15 protein-coding genes, 1 pseudogene and 1 riboswitch are annotated in these 18,693 nt (G+C 73.2%); of the genes and pseudogenes, 11 read left to right on the forward strand and 5 right to left on the reverse strand.

Annotated features, from left to right (window positions below):
- The first annotated feature begins 14 nt into the window (after window positions 1-14).
- The 3 genes and pseudogenes from ACWCXX_RS14570 to ACWCXX_RS14580 all read left to right on the forward strand — a co-directional run.
- Complete coding sequence (locus ACWCXX_RS14570; protein WP_451127108.1) at window positions 15-1,397, forward strand: M16 family metallopeptidase; 1,383 nt, start codon at window positions 15-17, stop codon at window positions 1,395-1,397.
- Window positions 1,398-1,655: 258 nt separating this feature from the next.
- A riboswitch (cyclic di-AMP (ydaO/yuaA leader) is annotated at window positions 1,656-1,820 on the forward strand.
- 13 nt (window positions 1,821-1,833) lie between these two features.
- Complete coding sequence (locus ACWCXX_RS14575) at window positions 1,834-2,637, forward strand: M23 family metallopeptidase (RefSeq protein ID WP_451126991.1); 804 nt, start codon at window positions 1,834-1,836, stop codon at window positions 2,635-2,637.
- Window positions 2,638-2,773: 136 nt separating this feature from the next.
- Window positions 2,774-3,046 (forward strand): annotated as a pseudogene (locus tag ACWCXX_RS14580) (GntR family transcriptional regulator); the annotation flags it as partial.
- A 147-nt stretch (window positions 3,047-3,193) separates the two neighbouring features.
- On the opposite strand, the gene ACWCXX_RS14585 reads toward ACWCXX_RS14580, so the two are convergent.
- Window positions 3,194-3,475, reverse strand: coding sequence for an HPr family phosphocarrier protein (locus ACWCXX_RS14585; RefSeq protein WP_451126993.1), 282 nt, complete (start codon window positions 3,473-3,475; stop codon window positions 3,194-3,196).
- A 172-nt stretch (window positions 3,476-3,647) separates the two neighbouring features.
- Here ACWCXX_RS14585 and ACWCXX_RS14590 point away from each other — a divergent pair, with 172 nt between their 5' ends.
- The 5 genes from ACWCXX_RS14590 to ACWCXX_RS14610 all read left to right on the forward strand — a co-directional run bounded on the left by ACWCXX_RS14590 (window position 3,648) and on the right by ACWCXX_RS14610 (window position 10,093).
- Entirely contained in the window at window positions 3,648-6,542 is a 2,895-nt protein-coding gene (locus ACWCXX_RS14590; protein WP_451126995.1) for a bifunctional acetate--CoA ligase family protein/GNAT family N-acetyltransferase, read from the forward strand.
- A 130-nt stretch (window positions 6,543-6,672) separates the two neighbouring features.
- Window positions 6,673-7,269 carry a DUF5998 family protein gene (locus ACWCXX_RS14595; RefSeq protein ID WP_148839862.1) on the forward strand — a complete coding sequence of 199 codons (597 nt, stop codon included), beginning with the start codon at window positions 6,673-6,675 and terminating at the stop codon, window positions 7,267-7,269.
- The gene (locus ACWCXX_RS14600; protein ID WP_451126998.1) at window positions 7,269-8,456 is read left to right on the forward strand and encodes an alkaline phosphatase family protein; all 1,188 of its coding nucleotides are present in this window, start codon (window positions 7,269-7,271) and stop codon (window positions 8,454-8,456) included. Before ACWCXX_RS14595 ends, ACWCXX_RS14600 begins: the two co-directional genes overlap by 1 nt.
- 76 nt (window positions 8,457-8,532) lie before the next feature.
- Entirely contained in the window at window positions 8,533-9,183 is a 651-nt protein-coding gene (locus ACWCXX_RS14605; protein ID WP_451127000.1) for a thymidine kinase, read from the forward strand.
- Window positions 9,184-9,226: 43 nt separating this feature from the next.
- The gene (locus tag ACWCXX_RS14610; RefSeq protein ID WP_451127002.1) at window positions 9,227-10,093 is read left to right on the forward strand and encodes a PaaX family transcriptional regulator; all 867 of its coding nucleotides are present in this window, start codon (window positions 9,227-9,229) and stop codon (window positions 10,091-10,093) included.
- Window positions 10,094-10,109: 16 nt separating this feature from the next.
- Here the strand turns inward: ACWCXX_RS14610 and ACWCXX_RS14615 are convergent, their stop codons facing one another.
- A complete protein-coding gene (locus tag ACWCXX_RS14615; protein ID WP_451127004.1) occupies window positions 10,110-10,886 on the reverse strand; it encodes a VOC family protein in 777 nt (258 codons plus the stop codon).
- Between the two features lie 238 nt (window positions 10,887-11,124).
- Here ACWCXX_RS14615 and ACWCXX_RS14620 point away from each other — a divergent pair, with 238 nt between their 5' ends.
- A complete protein-coding gene (locus tag ACWCXX_RS14620) occupies window positions 11,125-11,952 on the forward strand; it encodes a sulfurtransferase (protein WP_451127006.1) in 828 nt (275 codons plus the stop codon).
- A 133-nt stretch (window positions 11,953-12,085) separates the two neighbouring features.
- Here ACWCXX_RS14620 and sepH read toward each other — a convergent pair whose 3' ends face one another.
- Window positions 12,086-13,153 carry a septation protein SepH gene (sepH, locus tag ACWCXX_RS14625; RefSeq protein ID WP_451127008.1) on the reverse strand — a complete coding sequence of 356 codons (1,068 nt, stop codon included), beginning with the start codon at window positions 13,151-13,153 and terminating at the stop codon, window positions 12,086-12,088.
- Between the two features lie 498 nt (window positions 13,154-13,651).
- Here sepH and ACWCXX_RS14630 point away from each other — a divergent pair, with 498 nt between their 5' ends.
- The gene (locus ACWCXX_RS14630; protein ID WP_451127010.1) at window positions 13,652-14,752 is read left to right on the forward strand and encodes a hypothetical protein; all 1,101 of its coding nucleotides are present in this window, start codon (window positions 13,652-13,654) and stop codon (window positions 14,750-14,752) included.
- Window positions 14,753-14,758: 6 nt separating this feature from the next.
- Here the strand turns inward: ACWCXX_RS14630 and ACWCXX_RS14635 are convergent, their stop codons facing one another.
- Both ACWCXX_RS14635 and ACWCXX_RS14640 read right to left on the reverse strand, forming a co-directional pair.
- Window positions 14,759-16,081, reverse strand: a complete 1,323-nt coding sequence (locus tag ACWCXX_RS14635; protein WP_451127012.1) for a D-arabinono-1,4-lactone oxidase — start codon at window positions 16,079-16,081, stop codon at window positions 14,759-14,761.
- Window positions 16,038-17,282, reverse strand: coding sequence for an MFS transporter (locus tag ACWCXX_RS14640; protein WP_451127014.1), 1,245 nt, complete (start codon window positions 17,280-17,282; stop codon window positions 16,038-16,040). Before ACWCXX_RS14640 ends, ACWCXX_RS14635 begins: the two co-directional genes overlap by 44 nt.
- A gap of 197 nt (window positions 17,283-17,479) precedes the next feature.
- Here ACWCXX_RS14640 and ACWCXX_RS14645 point away from each other — a divergent pair, with 197 nt between their 5' ends.
- Complete coding sequence (locus tag ACWCXX_RS14645; RefSeq protein WP_451127016.1) at window positions 17,480-18,607, forward strand: ferrochelatase; 1,128 nt, start codon at window positions 17,480-17,482, stop codon at window positions 18,605-18,607.
- The last annotated feature ends 86 nt before the right edge of the window (window positions 18,608-18,693 follow it).

Below are 18,693 nucleotides of genomic sequence, written 5' to 3' on the forward strand. Positions count from 1 at the left end.
CGACTGGAGTTTCGATGCAGTACCACCCGCAGCCGGCCCCCGGCGTCGCCCGGCCCTGGGCCTTTCCCGCGCCGGAGCGGGGCTCCCTGCCCAACGGCCTGACGGTGCTGCGCTGCCACCGCCCCGGCCAGCAGGTCGTCGCGGTGGAGATCTTCCTCGACGCCCCGCTGGACGCCGAGCCCGAGGGCTTCGACGGCGTGGCCATGATCATGTCGCGGGCGCTCTCCGAGGGCACGGACAAGCACACCGCGGAGGAGTTCGCCGCCGAGCTGGAGCGCTGCGGCGCCACCCTCGACGCGCATGCCGACCACCCCGGCGTCCGGGTCTCCCTGGAGGTTCCGGCCTCCCGGCTCTCCAAGGCCCTGGCACTGGTCGCCGAGGCGCTCCGGGCGCCCGCCTTCGCGGACGGCGAGATCGAGCGGCTGGTGCGCAACCGGCTCGACGAGATCCCGCACGAGCAGGCCAACCCGGCCAGGCGCGCCGCCAAGCAGCTCTCCAAGGAACTGTTCCCGGCCGCGGCACGGATGTCGCGCCCGCGTCAAGGCACCGAGGAGACGGTGGAGCGGATCGACTCGGCGGCGGTGCGCGCGTTCTTCGACGCCCACGTCAGGCCGTCCACCGCGACCGCCGTGATCGTCGGCGACCTCACCGGCATCGACCTGGACGCCCTGCTCGCCGACACGCTCGGCGACTGGTCGGGCGAGCCCGCCGAGCCCCGGACCGCCCCGCCGATCACCGCCGACGACACCGGGCGGGTGGTGATCGTCGACCGTCCGGGCGCGGTGCAGACGCAGCTGCTGATCGGCCGGATCGGCGCCGACCGGCACGACAGCGTGTGGCCGGCCCAGACGCTCGGCACGTACTGCCTGGGCGGCACGCTCACCTCCCGGCTGGACCGGGTGCTGCGCGAGGAGAAGGGCTACACCTACGGTGTGCGGGCCTTCGCCCAGGTGCTGCGGTCGTCGGCCCCGGACTCCGCGTCGGGCGCGACCGGTGCCGCGATGCTCGCCATCAGCGGTTCCGTGGACACGGAGTCCACCGAGCCGGCGCTCAAGGACCTGTGGACGGTCCTGCGGACCCTGGCGGCGGAGGGCCTGACCGACGAGGAGCGCGAGACGGCCGTGCAGAACCTCGTGGGTGTGGCGCCCCTGAAGTTCGAGACCGCGGCCTCCATCGCGAGCACCCTCGCCGACCAGGTCGAGCAGCACCTCCCGGACGACTACCAGGCGCACCTGTACGCCCGGCTCGCGGAGACCGGCACGGTCGAGGCGACCGCGGCGGTCGTCAACGCCTTCCCCGAGGACCGGCTGGTCACGGTCCTCGTCGGTGACGCGGCCCGGATCGCGGAGCCGGTCCGGGCGCTGGGCATCGGAGAGGTGTCGGTGGTCACCGGCTGACGAGCGGAACGGCCCCGCCGGTCGCCTGAGCCCAGGCGCGGACCGGCCGGTCGGGCATTCGCATATCGGGACGAAGGGAGGATCTGGGTGAGAGGGATTTCGCCGAGACCCTCCCTTTTGTCCGCCCTTGTGAGGGAGGTTGCCTGTCTGCCCTGTGGGATGCGCTACAAAACGGCCTGTCCGTTTGGTGAATGAAAGCGGCCCCGCTTAGCGTCGGCTGGGCTGCCCGCCACTCGTATGCCGCAACCGCGACGTACCGGGCAGTCATCGCCGAGTCCCCGTCAGGCGCGAGCCGGGGGAGCCGGGGACCCATGCAGTCCCTGGGGTGAATCGGACGCCCGAGCCGCGACGGCCGGGGCGCCCGTAGGAGACCTTCCTGCTCCGAACCCGTCAGCTAACCCGGTAGGCGAGAAGGAAGGAAAGGACCAGCCACTTCATGGCGTTCACCCGTGCCACCGGGAAGCACCGTGCCCCGAGCCGCCTGACGCGCGGGAGCGCGAAGGTCGTCGGCGTCGCGGCTCTGGCCACCACCGGAGTCATCGGCGGCCTGGCCTCCCCGGCCCTCGCCGCGGACTCCGAGGCCCCCTCCACGAGCGAGACCGGCCTGAACCAGGTCATCGCCATCGACGCGACCCTCGCCGATCAGATCGACGCCCAGGCCGACGTGCAGAAGCACCAGGCCGACGTCGCGGCGAAGGCGAAGGCGGAAGCCGAGAAGAAGGCGGAGGCCAAGAAGAAGGCCGAGGCGAAGGCCAGGGCCGAAGCGAAGCGCGCGGCCGAGGCGCGTGCCGAGGAGGCGCGCGCCGCCCGGTCCGCCGAACGCGCCCGGCTGGGCTCCTTCCGGCTGCCGGTCGCCGGTTCGTACATCAGCACCGGCTACAAGTCCAGCGGCTCGCTCTGGTCCTCCGGCAGCCACTCGGGCATCGACTTCCACGCCGCGTCCGGCAGTTCCGTCGTCGCCGTCGGCGCCGGTACGGTCGTCGAGGCCGGCTGGGGCGGCGCGTACGGCAACAACATCGTGCTCCGGATGACGGACGGGACGTATACGCAGTACGGCCATCTCTCCTCGATCGGCGTCTCCGTCGGCCAGAGCGTCGGCGCGGGCCAGCAGATCGGCCTCTCAGGCTCGACCGGCAACTCCACCGGTCCCCACCTCCACTTCGAGGCCCGCACGACCCCGGTATACGGCTCCGACGTGGACCCCGTCGCATACCTGCGCGCCCACGGCGTCAACATCTGACCCGCACCTCCTCGCGGTACCTCTCCGCACCTCCCGATGGCCCCGGAAGCAGCCCGCCGGGGCCATCGGCGTACCCGCCCGGCACCCCGGCGCGAGCGCCTGCCCGCCTGCCGACCCGTCCCACAGCCCAACGTCGGTGCGTCGGTACGGGGTTTTCCGTGTTCCGGCGAGAGAGACGTTGCGGACCCCGGGGCCGAGGGGGTTCGTGATCACCCGCCGGCACGCGGCCTCTGGGGTGCAGACCCCGCTGAGCCGGAGGCAGCCGACCTCCCGGAGGCCCGGATGCTGCTGGAGCCGCTGGGTGCAGCGCGCCGCCCGGCGCCGCACCGAGGCACACCTCAAGGTGCTGCGCGGCCCGGCCCGGCCCGGCCGCGACCGGGCCGGGCGAGGGAGCGGGAACCCCTTCCGCCCGAATTCGTTCGGGCCGAGTTCTTCCCGCCCTGATGCCAACGGCCGGAATTCCGTGGACCCGGGCGCGTTCCGGCCGGTCCGTTCCGGAAAACAGAAGAGCCGCGGCTCCGGTTCAGGGTGCCGCGGCTCTCTTGCGGAAAATGTTTCAGACGGTCTCCGGGAGCTCCTCGAGCCCCTCGGCGACCAGCTTCGCCAGGCGGTCCAGGGCGACCTCGGCGTTGTCGGCGTCGGACGCGAGCACGATCTCCTCGCCGCCCTGCGCACCGAGGCCGAGCACCGCGAGCATGGAGGCGGCGTTCACCGGGGTGCCGTCGGCCTTGGCGATCGTCATGGGGATGCCGGAAGCCGTGGCGGCACGGACGAAGATGGAAGCGGGGCGGGCGTGCAGGCCCTCGGCCCAACCGACGTTGACGCGGCGCTCAGCCATGGTTCTGCCCTTCATGAATCAAAAGTTGTCTAGACCATTCTCTCACGCGGTGCGCGGTGCTCCGGCCGACCCGGAACGTGCCCGCGACGCCCGCGGTACCGCCGATCGGCCCTCCCAGCCTGCCCCGGCCCCGAGCCCCACGCGACCGCTGGTGGCGCCGTAGTCTTTGCCCATGCAGCCCGCCCCGGAGCAGAGTCCGCATCACGCCTACCCCGACCACTGGGAAGCCGACGTGGTGCTCCGCGACGGAGGAACCGCCCGGATCAGGCCCATCACCACGGACGACGCCGAACGGCTGGTCAGTTTCTACGAGCACGTCTCCGACGAGTCGAAGTACTACCGGTTCTTCGCCCCCTACCCCCGCCTGTCCGACAGGGACGTGCACCGCTTCACCCATCACGACTACGTCGACCGGGTGGGGCTCGCCGTCACGGTCGGCGGCGAGTTCATCGCGACCGTCCGCTACGACCGGATCGACGAGCGGGGCAGGCCCGCCTCCGCCCCCGCCGACGAGGCCGAGGTCGCCTTCCTCGTCCAGGACGCGCACCAGGGCCGGGGAGTGGCCTCGGCCCTCCTCGAACACATCGCTGCCGTCGCCCGCGAGCGCGGCATCCGGCGCTTCGCCGCCGAGGTGCTGCCCGCCAACACCAAGATGATCAAGGTGTTCCGGGACGCCGGATACACCCAGCAGCGCAGCTTCGAGGACGGCTCCGTCCACCTCACCCTGGACCTCGAACCGACCGCCGAGTCCCTCGCCGTCCAGCGCGGCCGCGAGCAGCGTGCCGAGGCCCGGTCCGTGCAGCGCCTGCTGGCCCCGGGATCCGTCGCCGTCATCGGCGTCGGCCGGACCTCCGGCGGGGTCGGCCGCACGGTGCTACGCAACCTCCTCGGGGCCGGCTTCACCGGCCGCACGTACGCCGTGAACCACGCCTTCGCCGACGACCGGGCCACGATCGACGGAGTCCCCGCCCACCGTTCGATCGGCGAGATCGGCGAACCGGTCGATCTCGCGGTCGTGGCCGTGCCCGCCGACCGGGTCCCCGAAGCCGTCGAGGACTGCGGCGAGCACGGCGTCCAGGGCCTGGTCGTCCTCTCCGCCGGATACGCCGAATGGGGCGCCGAGGGCCGGGAGCGGCAGCGGGAACTGGTCCGTCAGGCCCGCTCGTACGGCATGCGGATCATCGGCCCGAACGCCTTCGGCCTCATCAACAACGCCGAAACCGTCCGGCTGAACGCCTCCCTGGCCCCCGAGCCGCCCGCCCCCGGACGCATCGGGCTCTTCACCCAGTCCGGAGCGATCGGCATCGCCCTGCTCTCCGGGCTGTACCGGCGCGGGGCGGGCCTGTCCACCTTCATCTCCGCGGGCAACCGCGCCGACATATCGGGCAACGACTTCCTGCAGTACTGGTACGAGGACCCGGACACCGATGTCGCCCTGCTGTACCTCGAATCGATCGGCAATCCCCGCAAGTTCACCCGCCTCGCGCGGCGCACCGCGGCCGTGAAGCCGGTGGTCGTGGTGAAGGGCGCCCGGCACAGCGGCTCCACCCCGCCCGGACACGCCGTGCCGGTCAGCCGGATCCCGGACGCGACGGTCTCGGCGCTCATGCGGCAGGCGGGCGTGATCCGGGTCGACACCGTGACGGAGATGGTCGACGCGGGGCTCCTCCTCGCCGACCAGCCGCTGCCGGCCGGCCCCCGGGTCGCGATCCTCGGCAACTCGGAGTCGCTCGGCCTCCTCACGTACGACGCCTGCCTCGCGGAGGGGCTGCGCCCGCGCCCGCCCCTGGACCTGACCACCGCGGCCACCCCGCGGGACTTCCGGGACGCCCTGGGCCGGGCACTGGCCGACGAGGGCTGCGACTCGGTGATCGTGACGGCGATCCCCTGGGTGGGCGAGGACGGCGAGGCGGAGGCGGGCGACGGGGAGGTGCTCGCCGCCGCCCTGCACACGGCCGCCGCCGCGGGCCCGGCCAAGCCCGTGGCCGTCGTGCACGTGGAGATCGGCGGGCTGGCGGAGGCCCTCTCCGCGGCCACCAGCACGGTCACCCAGCCGAGTGCCGCGACCCGGCCCCCCTCGGCCACGCACCCCGGCCCGGAGCCCACCGCGGCATCGCCCGCGGCCCCCGACCCCGCCGGCGCCCCCACCACCGCCACCGCGGGCACGGACCACGCCGGCGGCACCGGGCCCGGCCGGATCCCCGCCTACCCCGCCGCCGAACGGGCCGTGCGGGCCCTGGCCGAAGCAGTGCGGTACGCCCAGTGGCGGCGGCAGGCCGCCCTGCCCGGCAAGGTGCCCGAATTCCTCGACGACACCATCGACGAGCCGGGCGCGGCCGACCTCATCGACACCCTCCTCGGCCCCGCCCCCGACCCCCGTGGCAGGTCGCTCGCCCACGACGAGGCGCGCGAACTCCTGGGCCGCTACGGCATCACCGTACGGCCCACGCTCCCCGCGCCCGACCCGGACGCCGCCGTCGCCGCAGCGGCCCGGCTCGGCTACCCCGTGGCGCTCAAGACGACCGCGCCCCATCTGCGCCACCGGGCCGACCTCGGCGGCGTCCGGCTGGACCTCGCCAACGAGACCGCGCTGCGCCGGGCGTACGCCGAGCTGACCGAGCTGCTCGGCAAGCCCGTCGAACTCCAGCCCGTCGTCCAGTCCATGGCACCGCGCGGCGTCGACACCGTGGTGCGGGCCACGATCGACCCGGCGGCGGGCGCTGTCCTCTCCTTCGGCCTCGCGGGCGCGCCCTCCGAACTCCTCGGCGACACCGCCCACCGCCTCGTGCCGGCCACCGACCGCGACGCCGCCGAGCTGATCCGGTCCATCCGGGCGGCACCGGTGCTGTTCGGCTGGCGGGGCGCGGCCCCCGTGGACACCGCCTCGCTCGAAGAGCTGCTGCTGCGGGTCTCCCGACTGGTCGACGACCACCCCGAGGTGGTCTCCGTCGCCCTGGAACCCGTCGTGGTCGCCACGCAGGGACTGACCGTGCTCGGCGCGAGCGTCCGCCTCTCGCCGCCCCCGGCCCGCACCGACCTCGGCCCCCGTCGCCTTCCCAACTACTGACCCCCGCGGAGCCCGCCCTTCCCCACCCGGCCGCAGGGCGGGGAAGAGCGGGTTCCGCACGCTGCAGGTTCCGGCCCCGCACCCGCTCCAACGTCCCCGGCAGTCATCCGTCCCCCGTAGGATGGTGCTCATGGCTAAGACCGGTACGACGACCCAGGGGCTGCGCGCGGCGATCGAGCGCAGCGGCTACTACCCGGCCCTCGTGGCCGAGGCGGTGGAGGCCGCTGTGGGCGGTGAGCCGGTCGTTTCGTACCTGGTGCACCAGGAGACCACCTTCGACTCCAACGAGGTGCGCCGCCACGTCACGGTCCTGGTACTGACGGACAACCGTTTCATCGTCAGCCACACCGACGAGCAGAACGCCGACACCAGCTCCCCGACGCCGTACGCCACCACCTCCACGGAGTCGGTCAAGCTCGACCGGATCTCGTCGGTCGTGGTCAGCCGGGTCGTGGCCAACCCCGAGAAGTACGTACCGGGCACGCTGCCCCGCGAGGTCGTCCTCACCATCGGCTGGGGCGCGGTCTCCCGGATCGACCTGGAGCCCGCCGCCTGCGGCGACCCCAACTGCGAGGCCGACCACGGCTACACCGGCAGCTCCACCGCCGACGACCTGAGCCTGAGGGTCAGCGAGGCCGGTGACGGCCCGGACACCGTGCGTCAGACCCTCGCCTTCGCCCAGTCGCTCTCCGAGGCCACGGCCGCGACCGCGGCGACCGGCCGCTGATGGCGCAGCCGGCCTGGCAGGAGCCCGTGCTGCTCCCTGTCGACACCGCCCCCGTCCCGGAGTACGGCAGCGGATCGCTCTGCGACCTGCTGCCCACGCTCGTCGCCGGACAGGGCGTGCCCGGCTTCACCGCGGCGATCCCCGAACTCACCCCCGCCGACCGGAACTGCGTGTTCCTGATCGACGGCCTCGGCTGGGAGCAGATCGGGGCCCACCCCGACGAGGCGCCGTTCCTGCACTCCCTGCTCCCCACCTCGCGCGGCGGCACCGGTCGCCCGATCACCGCGGGCTTCCCGGCCACCACCGCGACCTCGCTCGCCTCGGTCGGCACCGGCCTCCCGCCCGGCGAACACGGCCTGCCCGGCTACACCGTGCGCGACCCCGGGACCGGCGAGCTGATGAACCAGCTCCGCTGGAAGCCCTGGACCCCGCCGAAGGCGTGGCAGCCCCACCCCACCGTCTTCGGGCTCGCCGACGCCGCGGGCGTGCGCACCGCCCAGGTCTCCGCCCCGGCCTTCGAGCAGACCCCGCTCACCAAGGTCGCGCTGAGCGGGGGCTCGTTCCTGGGCCGGCTGTCCGGCGAGGAACGGATGGACACGGCGGCCGAACGGCTCGCCGCGGGCGACCGGTCGCTGGTCTACACGTACTACAGCGAGGTCGACGGCATGGGCCACCGCTTCGGCGTCGACTCCGACGCCTGGCGCGGCCAGCTGATGTACGTGGACGGCCTCGCCCGGCGCCTGGCCGAACAGCTCCCGGCCCGCTCGGCGCTGTACATCACCGCCGACCACGGCATGATCGACATCCCCTTCGACGAGCAGTCCCGGATCGACTTCGACGAGGACTGGGAGCTGCGCGCGGGCGTGGCCCTGCTCGGCGGCGAGGGCCGGGCCCGGCACGTCTACGCGGTGCCGGGGGCCGAGGCGGACGTGCTGACCGTCTGGCGGGAAGTGCTGGGCGAGCAGTTCTGGGTGGCGAGCCGGGACGAGGCGATCGCGGCCGGCTGGTTCGGCCCGAGGATCGACGAACGGGTCCACGGCAGGATCGGGGACGTCGTCGCGGCGGCCCGGGACGACGTGGTGATCACCGCGTCCGTCAACGAACCGCACGAGTCCGCGATGGTGGGCATGCACGGCTCGATGACCCCCGTCGAGCAGCTCGTACCCCTCCTCGAAGTACGCTCGTAACCGCGTTTTTCTCCGCGGCCGTTCCCACCACCGTTTCCACCCCGCTTCGCCCCGCCCGAAAGGTGCTCAGTTCCTCATGCCCGAGCTTGTGTTCTTCTCCGGAACGATGGACTGCGGAAAGAGCACGCTGGCGCTCCAGATCGGCCACAACCGTTCGGCACGCGGTCTGCAAGGCGTGATCTTCACCCGCGACGACCGGGCCGGCGAGGGCAAGCTCTCCTCGCGCCTGGGGCTGGTCACCGAGGCGGTCGAGGCCGACGAGGGCATGGACCTGTTCGCCCATCTCGTCGACCGGATAAGCCGCGGCGGCCGGGCGGACTACGTGATCGTGGACGAGGCGCAGTTCCTGGCCCCCGCCCAGATCGACCAGCTCGCACGCATCGTCGACGACCTCGGCATGGACGTCTTCGCGTTCGGCATCACCACCGACTTCCGGACCAAGCTGTTCCCCGGCTCTCAGCGGCTGATCGAGCTGGCCGACCGGGTCGAGACGCTCCAGGTCGAAGCGCTCTGCTGGTGCGGCGCACGGGCCACGCACAACGCGCGGACGGTCGGCGGCGAAATGGTCGTCGAGGGCGCCCAGGTGGTCGTGGGAGACGTCAACCAGCAGGCGGGCGAGATCGGTTACGAGGTGCTGTGCCGACGCCACCACCTGCGCAGGACCACCAGCGCGACCGCCCGCGCGGCCGCCCTCTCGCCGGACGTGCTGCCCGTCACCTCCGCCTGAACCACCTCCGTCGGCGTCCGGCGCGGATGCTTAGGATGACGCCGTGAACACGGTGAGCGGGAAAGAGGCCGAGTCCGGGCCGGGCCCGTCGGGCAAGGTGCAGCCGAGACAGCTGATCGTGACGGTCTACGGGCTGTACGCGCGCGACACCGGGGGCTGGATGTCGGTGGCCTCGCTGATCCGGCTGCTCGCCGACCTCGGCGTCGAGGCGCCGACCGTACGCTCCTCCGTCTCCCGGCTGAAGCGCGGCGGACTGCTGGAGGCCCGGACGGTGTCCGGAGCGGCCGGCTACCGGATCTCGCCCGGGACCGAGCGGATGCTGCGCGACGGCGATCCACGCATCTTCGCGACCCGGCGGGCCACCCTGGCCGAGGGCTGGGTCCTCGTCGTCTTCTCGGTGCCCGAGTCCGAACGCGCCCGGCGGCACACCCTGCGCACCCAGCTGACCCGGCTCGGCTTCGGCTCCGTCTCCGCCGGGGTCTGGATCGCACCGGGACATGTGCACGACGAGACCGAAGCCGTACTGGCCAGACACGGACTGCGCGCGTACGCCGACCTCTTCCGGGCCGACCACCTCCCGGCCGGCGGGGGCGACGAACTCGCGGAGAAGGTCGGCTCCTGGTGGGACACCGCACGGCTGCAGCGGCTGTACGTCGAGTTCCTCGCCGCGCACCGCCCGGTCGCCGAACGGATCGCGCACGGCTCGACGGTGACGGACCGCGAGGCGTTCACGACGTACATCAGGGTGCTCACCGACTGGCGTCGGCTCGTCTACCTCGACCCCGGTGTCGCACGCGAACTGCTGCCGGCCGAATGGAGCGGAACCGAAGCGTCCGAACTCTTCGACGAACTGCACGCCCGGCTGGCCGGCCCCGCCCGACGGCACGTCGAACGGGTCAGGGCCGGCTGAGACCGTGTCCGGCGGATCAGCGGGCGGCGGACCGGACGATCGTGAACGCCGCGCCCTCCGGATCCGCCACGGTCGCCACCCGCCCGCTCGTCCCCTCCCGGGGCGGTTGCAGGACGTACCCGCCGAGCTCCACCACGCGCCGGGCTGCCTCGTCGGTGTCGGAGACCTCGAAGTAGGTCATCCAGTGGGGACCCCGGTCGCGCGGCAGGGCATGGCCGACGCCGTGCAGCGAAGCCACCGGGCGGCCCTCCAGATACAGGGTCTGGTAGTCGAAGTCGGCCGAGACGACCGCCTCGGCCTCGTAGCCGAAGACCGTCTGGTAGAACTTGCAGACCGTCGAGGTCTCGCGGGTCACCAGCTCGTTCCAGACCGGTGTGCCGGGGGCCCCGGCGAGCGCCGTGCCGATGTGCGCCGCGGCCTGCCAGATCCCGAAGACCGCGCCGCCGGGGTCGGAGGCGATGGCCATCCGGCCCGCCTCGCCCGCGTCGAGCGGCCCGACGGCGACGGTGCCGCCGCAGGACCGGACGGTCTCCGCGGTGGCGTCCGCGTCGTCGGTGGCCAGATAGGTCGTCCAGGCGACGGGCAGGTGCCGCTCCGGCGGCAACTGTCCGATTCCCGCCACCACTTGTCCGTCGACCAGCGCGCGGACGTACGGGCCCAGCTGATCGGGGCCCGGCACGAACTCCCAGCCGAACAGACCGGCGTAGAAGTCCCGGGTCGCGCTCAGCCCGTGCACGATCAGACTCACCCAGCAAGGCGTTCCGGGCGTACGCGGAGCGGCAGCCTCGGTCATCGTCACTCTCTCCTCGGACCATTGTGTGGCCGTACGGGGGAACGGGGCCGCGTGCCGTCATGCGGCACGGGATGTGTACGCCCCGTGCAGATGGTCGCACCACCCGGCACGCGATGCGTCCGGCCGCGCCGCACTTCCCGGGATTCCCGGAATCTCGGCCCGAGAGGGCCGATCCGCCGCGGTGCGGCCGCTTCGAAGGTGCTACGGGCGAGGCGGCTCCTGAGCGAGGATGGCACTCATGAAGCCCATCATCACCGCATCCGAATACGCCAGCGAGTCGGCGGGGCCACGTCCGCCGGTGCTCCTGGACGTACGTTGGCAACTGGGCGGCCCGCACGGCCGGCCCGACTACGAGGCCGGGCACATCCCCGGCGCGGTCTTCGTCGACCTGGACGCGGAACTGGCCGGTCCCGCGGGCAGCGGGGGCCGTCACCCGCTGCCCGATCCGGAGGAATTCGGCGCGGTGATGCGCCGGGCCGGTGTCTCCCGGGACACCCCCGTCGTCGTGTACGACGGGGGTCAGGGCTGGGCGGCGGCGCGGGCCTGGTGGCTGCTGCGCTGGACCGGCCACGAGGACGTCCGGGTCCTGGACGGCGGGCTCGCCGCGTGGCCGGGCGAACTCCAGAAAGAGACCCCCGCCCCGGCCGAGGGCGACTTCCGGCCCGTCCCCGGCGCGCTCCCGCTGCTGGACGCGGACGGGGCGGCGGCGCTGGCCGATTCGGGGCTGTTGCTCGACGCACGGGCCGCCGAGCGCTACCGGGGCGATGTGGAGCCGATCGACCGGGTGGGCGGCCACATCCCGGGTGCGGTATCGGCCCCGACCTCCGAGAACACGGGGGACGACGGCCGCTTCCTGGCGCCGGAGGCGCTCGCGGCCCGCTTCGGGGAACTCGGCGCCGACCGGGCGACGGAGGTCGGCGTCTACTGCGGTTCCGGCGTGTCCGGCGCCCATGAGGTGCTGGCCCTGGCCGTCGCGGGAATCCCCGCGGCGCTGTACGCGGGCTCCTGGTCCGAGTGGTCCGCCGACGAGTCCCGCCCGGTCGCCACGGGGCCCGAGCCCCGGTAACGGAACGTGGGCCGGCCGGGACCGCCAAAAGCGCGGCCCCCGGGCCGGTAATCGCGCGACGCGGAAGGCGCGCACGGCACGAGGGCCCGTACACAGCGGCGTACGGGCCCTCGTCATGCTGCGGTCACCCCGCTCAGTCCTGCTTCTTCCGGCGGGTGCCGAAGACGATCTCGTCCCAGCTCGGCACGGCGGCCCGGCGGCCCGGACGGACGCCGTCCGCCTCGGCCTGACGGTCCGTCGTCCCGATCAGCCGGTCGCGGTGACCGGCCACGGCGCGCGGCATCAACACGTCGGCGTAGGCGGAACCGGCACCCGCGGAGGCAGCGGCGGCGGGCGGCTCGTCGGCCTCCGGCTCCTGCGCGGCGGGTTCGATCGCGGGCGGCTCGGGCGGCGTGGGCCGTTCCGGCACGACCATGTCGCCGCGGAAGCTCGGCACCGCCTCCAACAGACTGGTCAGCGAATCGCGTTCGCCGGCGGAGATGCCCGCGACGTGCTCCTCGGGCTCGGGCGCGGGCGCCGGGGCCGGGGGACGCTCGATCTGACGGTCCAGGGCGCGGTCCAGCGGCCGGTCGCGCGGCAGCCGGGCGATCCGGGGCACGAACGGGAAGCTCGGCTCGGGCGCGGCGACGTCGTCGGTCTCGCCGATCAGCGAACGCGCCTCGTCGTCCACGGCCTGGACCAGACGGCGGGGCGGGTCGTACGTCCAGCTCGCCGAGTGCGGCTCGCCCGCGACCCGGTAGACCAGGAGGACTTCCCAGGTGCCGTCGTCCCGGCGCCAGGAGTCCCACTGGACGGTCTCCTTGTCGGCGCCGCGCAGCAGCAGCCGCTCCTGCACCGCCTCGCCGAGCTGGGGGCCGGTGTTCTCGCCGGGACGGCGCACGGGAGTCTTCCGGGCCCGTTCGGCCATGAAGGCGCGCTCCGCGAGCACGGGGCCCTCGAAGCGGCGGACACGGTCGACCGGAATGCCGGCGAACTGGGCGACCTCCTCCGCGGAGGCGCCGGCTCGTATCCGGGCCTGGATGTCGCGGGGGCGGAGGTGGCTCTCCACCTCGATCTCGATCTGGCCGAGACGCGCGCGGTCGTTGCGCACGGCGGCACGCAGCCGCTCGTCGATCGGAAGCGTGTACTCCGTGCTGTCCGCAGCCTTGAGCACCAGTCGTGTGCCGTCGTTGGAGACGGCCACGACACGCAGTTCGGGCATGGGGACCTCCCGGGTGGTGCCTGCCGACGTCACGTGCGTCGCTGCTTCCGCTAGTCGAGTGTGGCCTGCCCGGGTGCAGCCTGCCACAACATTGCCGTGGTACCCGGCGTGTCGGGCGTGAGCCCTTGATCGCCGGTATGACACGGTGACCTATTCTGCAACAGAAAGTGACCATTGGTCACTTCGTGTGGCCAGTCCCCGTGCGATGCCGTGGCGCCGCCGGATCGAGTGCCTCCTTCGGCCCCCCTCCCGAAGATCCCGGACACCCGTGAGGGAATCCTGCCCCAGGGCTCGCCACAGTACTCCATTCGGGCCACGAGGGTGGACCGCCGCGCCGCCCGAGTTCTCGTCGGGCGGGGGAGTTGGGTCACCCCGCCGGGTGTCGGCTACTCCTCGGGCGTGTCCTCCTTCACACAATCCCCGGAACCGGAACTATCCACTTCGCTCATATGTCCCTTCTTGTTGCACGGTGGGAGAGATGTCAATCGAGGGCTGGGAATGGTGCAGAAGCCGGAAAGCGACACGGAACCCAAGGAAAGGCGCATAGATCTGAGCGTGCCGCAGGTGGCGGGCAGCGCCGTGGCGGCGGTCGCGGCAGCGGTGGCGGCCTCCCAGCTGGGCGTGTACGGAACGGTTCTCGGCGCCGGTGTGATGAGCGTCGTGGCCACCTGCGGAGGCTCGGTCTTCCAGCACTTCTTCCGTCGTACGGGGGAACAGATCCGCGAGGTCACCGTCCAGGTGAAGCATCCGGACCGCGAAGTGTCCGTGCACGCGCGCGAGTCGGTCGTCGGACGTGCCCCGAAGGGGGCACGCCGGTCGTCGGAGACGGCCCCGCACGGCGCCGCGGACGCCACCACGGTGATGCGCGCCGTGGATGCCGCGGTCGTGTCGCGCGACACGGACAGGGCGATGCTGCTGCGCGGAGCGGACGGCGCGGCGGCCCCGCGCGACACGGACGGGACGATGCTCCTGCGCGGCGTCGCGCAGGACGCGGAGCGCACGCGGATGCTGCCGACGTACGACGGGGCCGGGACGCCCGCCGTCGGCCACCCTGCGACGGACGAGGAGTTCTCCGAGGCCACCACCCACGGCACCCGGGTCCGCGGCTGGAAGCGGTCGGCCCTCGGGGCGGCCGCGGTCTTCGTCCTGACGATGGCCGGAATCACCACTTTCGAGCTGATCTCCGGCAACGACCTGAGCGGCGGCAACGGCACGACCGTCGGCTCCGTCGTGCGCGGCGGGGAACGGAGCTCCGGCAAGGACGGCCCGGCACCGCCGAAGACCACCGACCCCGGCCGGGAACGGACGCCGGAACAGGGGAACGGCACGGCGACGCCCGGTACGATCCCGCAGGACGGCCGGAGCCGGGCCCCGGAGACCGGCCGGGGCAGTAGTGGCTCGTCCACCGCTCCGTCGACCGGCTCCACGCCCTCCGACGGGACCGGCGATCGCACGAAGCCGTCCCCGGATGCCACGCCCGCCCCGACGGCGCCCGGCGACGGCGGGGCGACCACCGACCCGGCGCCCGCGGACACGGGCGCGGGCGACGCCCCGGCGCAGGGCGACCGGACCGTCACCGGCACGGTGGCCGGGCAGTGACCGGCCTCAGTCGCCCAGGACCCGGCGCAGGTAGTCGTTGCCGAAGAGGCGGTCCGGGTCCAGCCGGTCGCGCACGGTGGCGAACTCGCCGAAGCGCGGATACACCCCGGCCAGGTACTCGGCGTCCCGGGTGTTGACCTTGCCCCAGTGCGGACGGCCCTCGTGGGCGGTCATGATCCGCTCCACCGCCGTGAAGTACGCCTGATAGGGCGTGCCCTTGTAGAGGTGGACGGCGATGTACGCGCTCTCGCGGCCCGAGGCCGTGGAGAGCGCGATGTCGTCCGCGGGGGCGGTGCGGACCTCCACCGGGAAGCTGATCCGCAGCGGCGACCGCTCGATCATCGCCCTGACCTCGCGCAGCGCATCCACGGCGGCCTCGCGCGGCACCGCGTACTCCATCTCCACGAAGCGGACCCGGCGCGGGCTGGTGAAGACCTTGTACGGGATGTCGGTGTACGTACGGGCCGACAGGGCACGGCTGGAGAGCTTGGCGATCGACGGAATGGTGGCGGGCACCGCCCGGCCGAGCGAGCAGGCCACCTGGAAGATCCCGTTGGAGAGCAGCTCGTCCTCGATCCAGCCGCTGACCCTTCCGGGCGGGGCGGCGGGGCCCGCGCTGCGGTTGTTGCGCTTGGTGTTGCAGTTGCCGGTGTGCGGGAACCAGTAGAACTCGAAGTGCTCGTTCTCGGCGACCAGCTCGTCGAAGTCGCCCATGACCCGGTCGAAGCCCATCGGCTCCTCGCGGGCGGTCAGCAGGAAGATCGGTTCCACGGCGAAGGTGATCGCCGTGACGACCCCCAGGGCGCCGAGCCCGATCCGGGCCACGGCGAAGACGTCGGCGTTCTCCGTCTCCGAACAGGTCAGCACCGTGCCGTCGGCCGTGACCAGTTCGAGGGCGCGGATCTGCGCGGATATGGACGCCGAGTCGCGGCCGGTGCCGTGGGTGCCGGTCGAGGTGGCGCCGGCGACCGTCTGCTCCATGATGTCGCCCATGTTGGTGAGCGAGAGGCCCTCGCGGGCCAGGGCGGCGTTGAGCCGCTTCAGCGGGGTGCCGGCCGCGACGGTCACCGTCATCGCCTCGCGGTCGATCTCCCGGATGCCGGCGAGCAGGTCCGGGCGGATCAGCACGCCGTCGGTGGCCGCCGCGGCGGTGAAGGAGTGTCCGGTGCCGACCGGCTTCACCCGCAGCCCGTCCTCGGACGCCCGGCGCAGCACCTCGGCGAGCTCGGGAACGGAGGCGGGGGACACGACCCGGGCCGGCCGGGCGCCGACGTTCCCCGCCCAGTTACGCCACGCGTTCGTCGTCGTCCGTGCGTCGGTCTCGGTCATGTTCCGCGCGCCCTTCCATGAGGACCGGCCCGCTGAGCCGGCGATACCCCAGGAACGCCACCGCGGCCGCGAGCGCTCCCGCCGCGACGGGCACCCCGTACCCCGCCTCGGCACCCGACGCGTCGACCACCCAGCCGGCGGCCGAGGAACCGAGCGCCACACCGACGGCGAGCCCGGTGCTGGTCCAGGTCATGCCCTCGGTCAGTTCGGTGCGCGGTACGTGCTGCTCGACGAGGGCCATGGTGGTGACCATCGTCGGTGCGATGGCGAGGCCCGCGACGAAGAGCGCCACGGCCAGGAACGGCAGGTTCCCGGCCAGTTGGAGGGGGATCATACTCACGGCCATCGCGCACACGCCCACCAGCCACCGGGTGGACGCCCTCCCCTTCAGCCGGAGCAGTCCGAACACCGCCCCGGCCAGGCAGGACCCCAGGGCGTACACGGCCAGCACGAGGCTCGCCGCGGCCTTGTGGCCCCGCTCCTCGGCGAAGGCCACCGTCACCACGTCGACCGCCCCGAAGATCGCACCGGTGGCCACGAACGTCACCACGAGCACCTGGAGGCCCGGGGAGCGCATCGCGGAGCCTCCGGTCTGCGCGGCACGCGGATGCGGTGCCGGTTCGGTGGCGTGCTGGGCGGTCAGCCAGAAGACACCGACCAGCAGGAACCCGGCCGCCAGGAGCGGCCCCGCCTCCGGGAACCAGGCGGTGGACAGACCGATCGAGATGATCGGCCCGAAGATGAAGCACACCTCGTCGACGATCGACTCCCACGCGTACGCGGTGTGCAGCTGCGGCGAACCCCGGTGGATCTCCGCCCAGCGGGCCCGGACCATCGAGCCCACGCTGGGGACGCAGCCCGCGCCCGCCGCGAAGACGAAGAGCGTCCAGTCCGGCATGCGCTGCTGCGCGCAGATCAGGAGCCCGGCCACCGCCGCCAGCGCGACGAGGGTGGCGGGGCGCAGGACGCGGCGCTGGCCGTGCCGGTCGACGAGCCGGGAGATCTGCGGCCCGAGCACCGCCGCGGACATCGCCAGCGTCGCGGAGAGCGCGCCGGCGAGCCCGTAACGGCCGGTGAGCTGGGAAATCATGGTGACCACGCCGATGCCCATCATGGACAACGGCATCCGGCCGAGGAATCCGGCCGCCGAGAACGCCTTGGTGCCGGGGGCGGCGAATATCGCGCGGTAGGGACTGGGCAAAGAGGGCTCCGGAACAGCGCGGCCGCCCGCGCCCGTCAGGCATGTATGTGGCCGATACAGCTTACGGCCTGGCCCGCGGAGGGCGGTTCTCAGGGCCTTCGGACCCGAGGCGGAGGAGCCCGAGGCGGAGAAGGGCGTCCGGGACGGGAGCGATGTCGGTGGGAGCGCCGTCCGGGGCGAGTGGCAGGATCGACGTCATGTCCGATCTGCGTGATCCCGCTCCCTACGACGCCCTGCTGCTGCTCTCCTTCGGCGGCCCCGAAGGCCCGGACGACGTGGTCCCGTTCCTGGCGAACGTGACCCGCGGCCGGGGCATTCCCGAGGAGCGGCTGAAGGAGGTCGGCAAGCACTACTTCCTGTTCGGCGGCGTCAGCCCGATCAACGCCCAGAACAGGGCCCTGCTGGACGCCCTGCGCGAGGACTTCGCCGAGCACGGCCTGGACCTGCCGGTGTACTGGGGCAACCGCAACTGGGCGCCGTACCTCACCGACACCCTGCGCGAGATGGTCCGGGACGGGCGCCGCCGCATCGCCGTCCTCGCCACCAGCGCCTACGCCTCCTACTCCGGCTGCCGGCAGTACCGCGAGAACCTCGCCGATTCACTGGCCGCCCTGGAGGCCGAGGGGCTGCCGGTGCCACGGGTCGACAAGCTCCGGCACTACTTCAACCACCCCGGGTTCGTGACCCCCATGGTGGACGGCGTCCTCGCCGCCCTGGCCGACCTCCCCGAGGAGGTCCGGGCCGGGGCGCACCTCGCCTTCACCACGCACTCCGTCCCCACCTCCGCCGCCGACACCTCCGGCCCCGCGGACGCGCACGGCGACGGCGGCGCCTATGTGGCCGAGCACCTCGACGTCGCCCGGCTGATCGTCGACGCGGTGCGCGAGGAGACCGGCGTCGAGTACCCCTGGCGGCTCGTCTACCAGTCGCGCAGCGGCGCCCCGCACATCCCGTGGCTGGAGCCCGACATCTGCGACCACCTGGAGACGCTGCACACGGCCGGTGTGCCCGCCGTGGTGATGGCCCCCATCGGCTTCGTCTCCGACCACATGGAAGTGCTCTACGACCTCGACACGGAGGCCACCGCGAAGGCCGCCGAGCTGGGCCTGCCGGTGCGCCGGTCCGCGACCGTGGGCGCCGACCCGCGGTTCGCCGCGGCGGTGCGCGACCTGGTGCTGGAACGGGCCGCCACCGAGCGGGGGCGGGGCCGGGAACGGTGCGCCCTGGGCGCGCTCGGCCCCAGTCACGACTTGTGCCCGGTCGGCTGCTGCCCGGCCAGGGCCCCCAGGCCCGCCGCGGCGGGCGCGGACAGTCCCTACGCGTGAGCCGGGCGGGCGGGCGGCGGGGCCCGGCCGCTCTCGTCGCCCGCCGCGCCGTGAAACCGCCGTACGTCCACGACAGACCGCCGTAC

The organism is Streptomyces sp. NPDC001732, from assembly GCF_053596315.1.

Coding starts and splice junctions, on each gene's coding strand:
- ACWCXX_RS14575 (WP_451126991.1), top strand. CDS start 1,834: ATGGCGTTCACCCGTGCCACCGGGAAGCACCGTGCCCCGAGCCGCCTG.
- sepH (WP_451127008.1), bottom strand. CDS start 13,153: ATGCCCGAACTGCGTGTCGTGGCCGTCTCCAACGACGGCACACGACTG.
- ACWCXX_RS14605 (WP_451127000.1), top strand. CDS start 8,533: ATGCCCGAGCTTGTGTTCTTCTCCGGAACGATGGACTGCGGAAAGAGC.
- ACWCXX_RS14630 (WP_451127010.1), top strand. CDS start 13,652: ATGGTGCAGAAGCCGGAAAGCGACACGGAACCCAAGGAAAGGCGCATA.
- ACWCXX_RS14645 (WP_451127016.1), top strand. CDS start 17,480: ATGTCCGATCTGCGTGATCCCGCTCCCTACGACGCCCTGCTGCTGCTC.
- ACWCXX_RS14600 (WP_451126998.1), top strand. CDS start 7,269: ATGGCGCAGCCGGCCTGGCAGGAGCCCGTGCTGCTCCCTGTCGACACC.
- ACWCXX_RS14615 (WP_451127004.1), bottom strand. CDS start 10,886: ATGACCGAGGCTGCCGCTCCGCGTACGCCCGGAACGCCTTGCTGGGTG.
- ACWCXX_RS14635 (WP_451127012.1), bottom strand. CDS start 16,081: ATGACCGAGACCGACGCACGGACGACGACGAACGCGTGGCGTAACTGG.
- ACWCXX_RS14570 (WP_451127108.1), top strand. CDS start 15: ATGCAGTACCACCCGCAGCCGGCCCCCGGCGTCGCCCGGCCCTGGGCC.
- ACWCXX_RS14585 (WP_451126993.1), bottom strand. CDS start 3,475: ATGGCTGAGCGCCGCGTCAACGTCGGTTGGGCCGAGGGCCTGCACGCC.
- ACWCXX_RS14620 (WP_451127006.1), top strand. CDS start 11,125: ATGAAGCCCATCATCACCGCATCCGAATACGCCAGCGAGTCGGCGGGG.
- ACWCXX_RS14595 (WP_148839862.1), top strand. CDS start 6,673: ATGGCTAAGACCGGTACGACGACCCAGGGGCTGCGCGCGGCGATCGAG.
- ACWCXX_RS14590 (WP_451126995.1), top strand. CDS start 3,648: ATGCAGCCCGCCCCGGAGCAGAGTCCGCATCACGCCTACCCCGACCAC.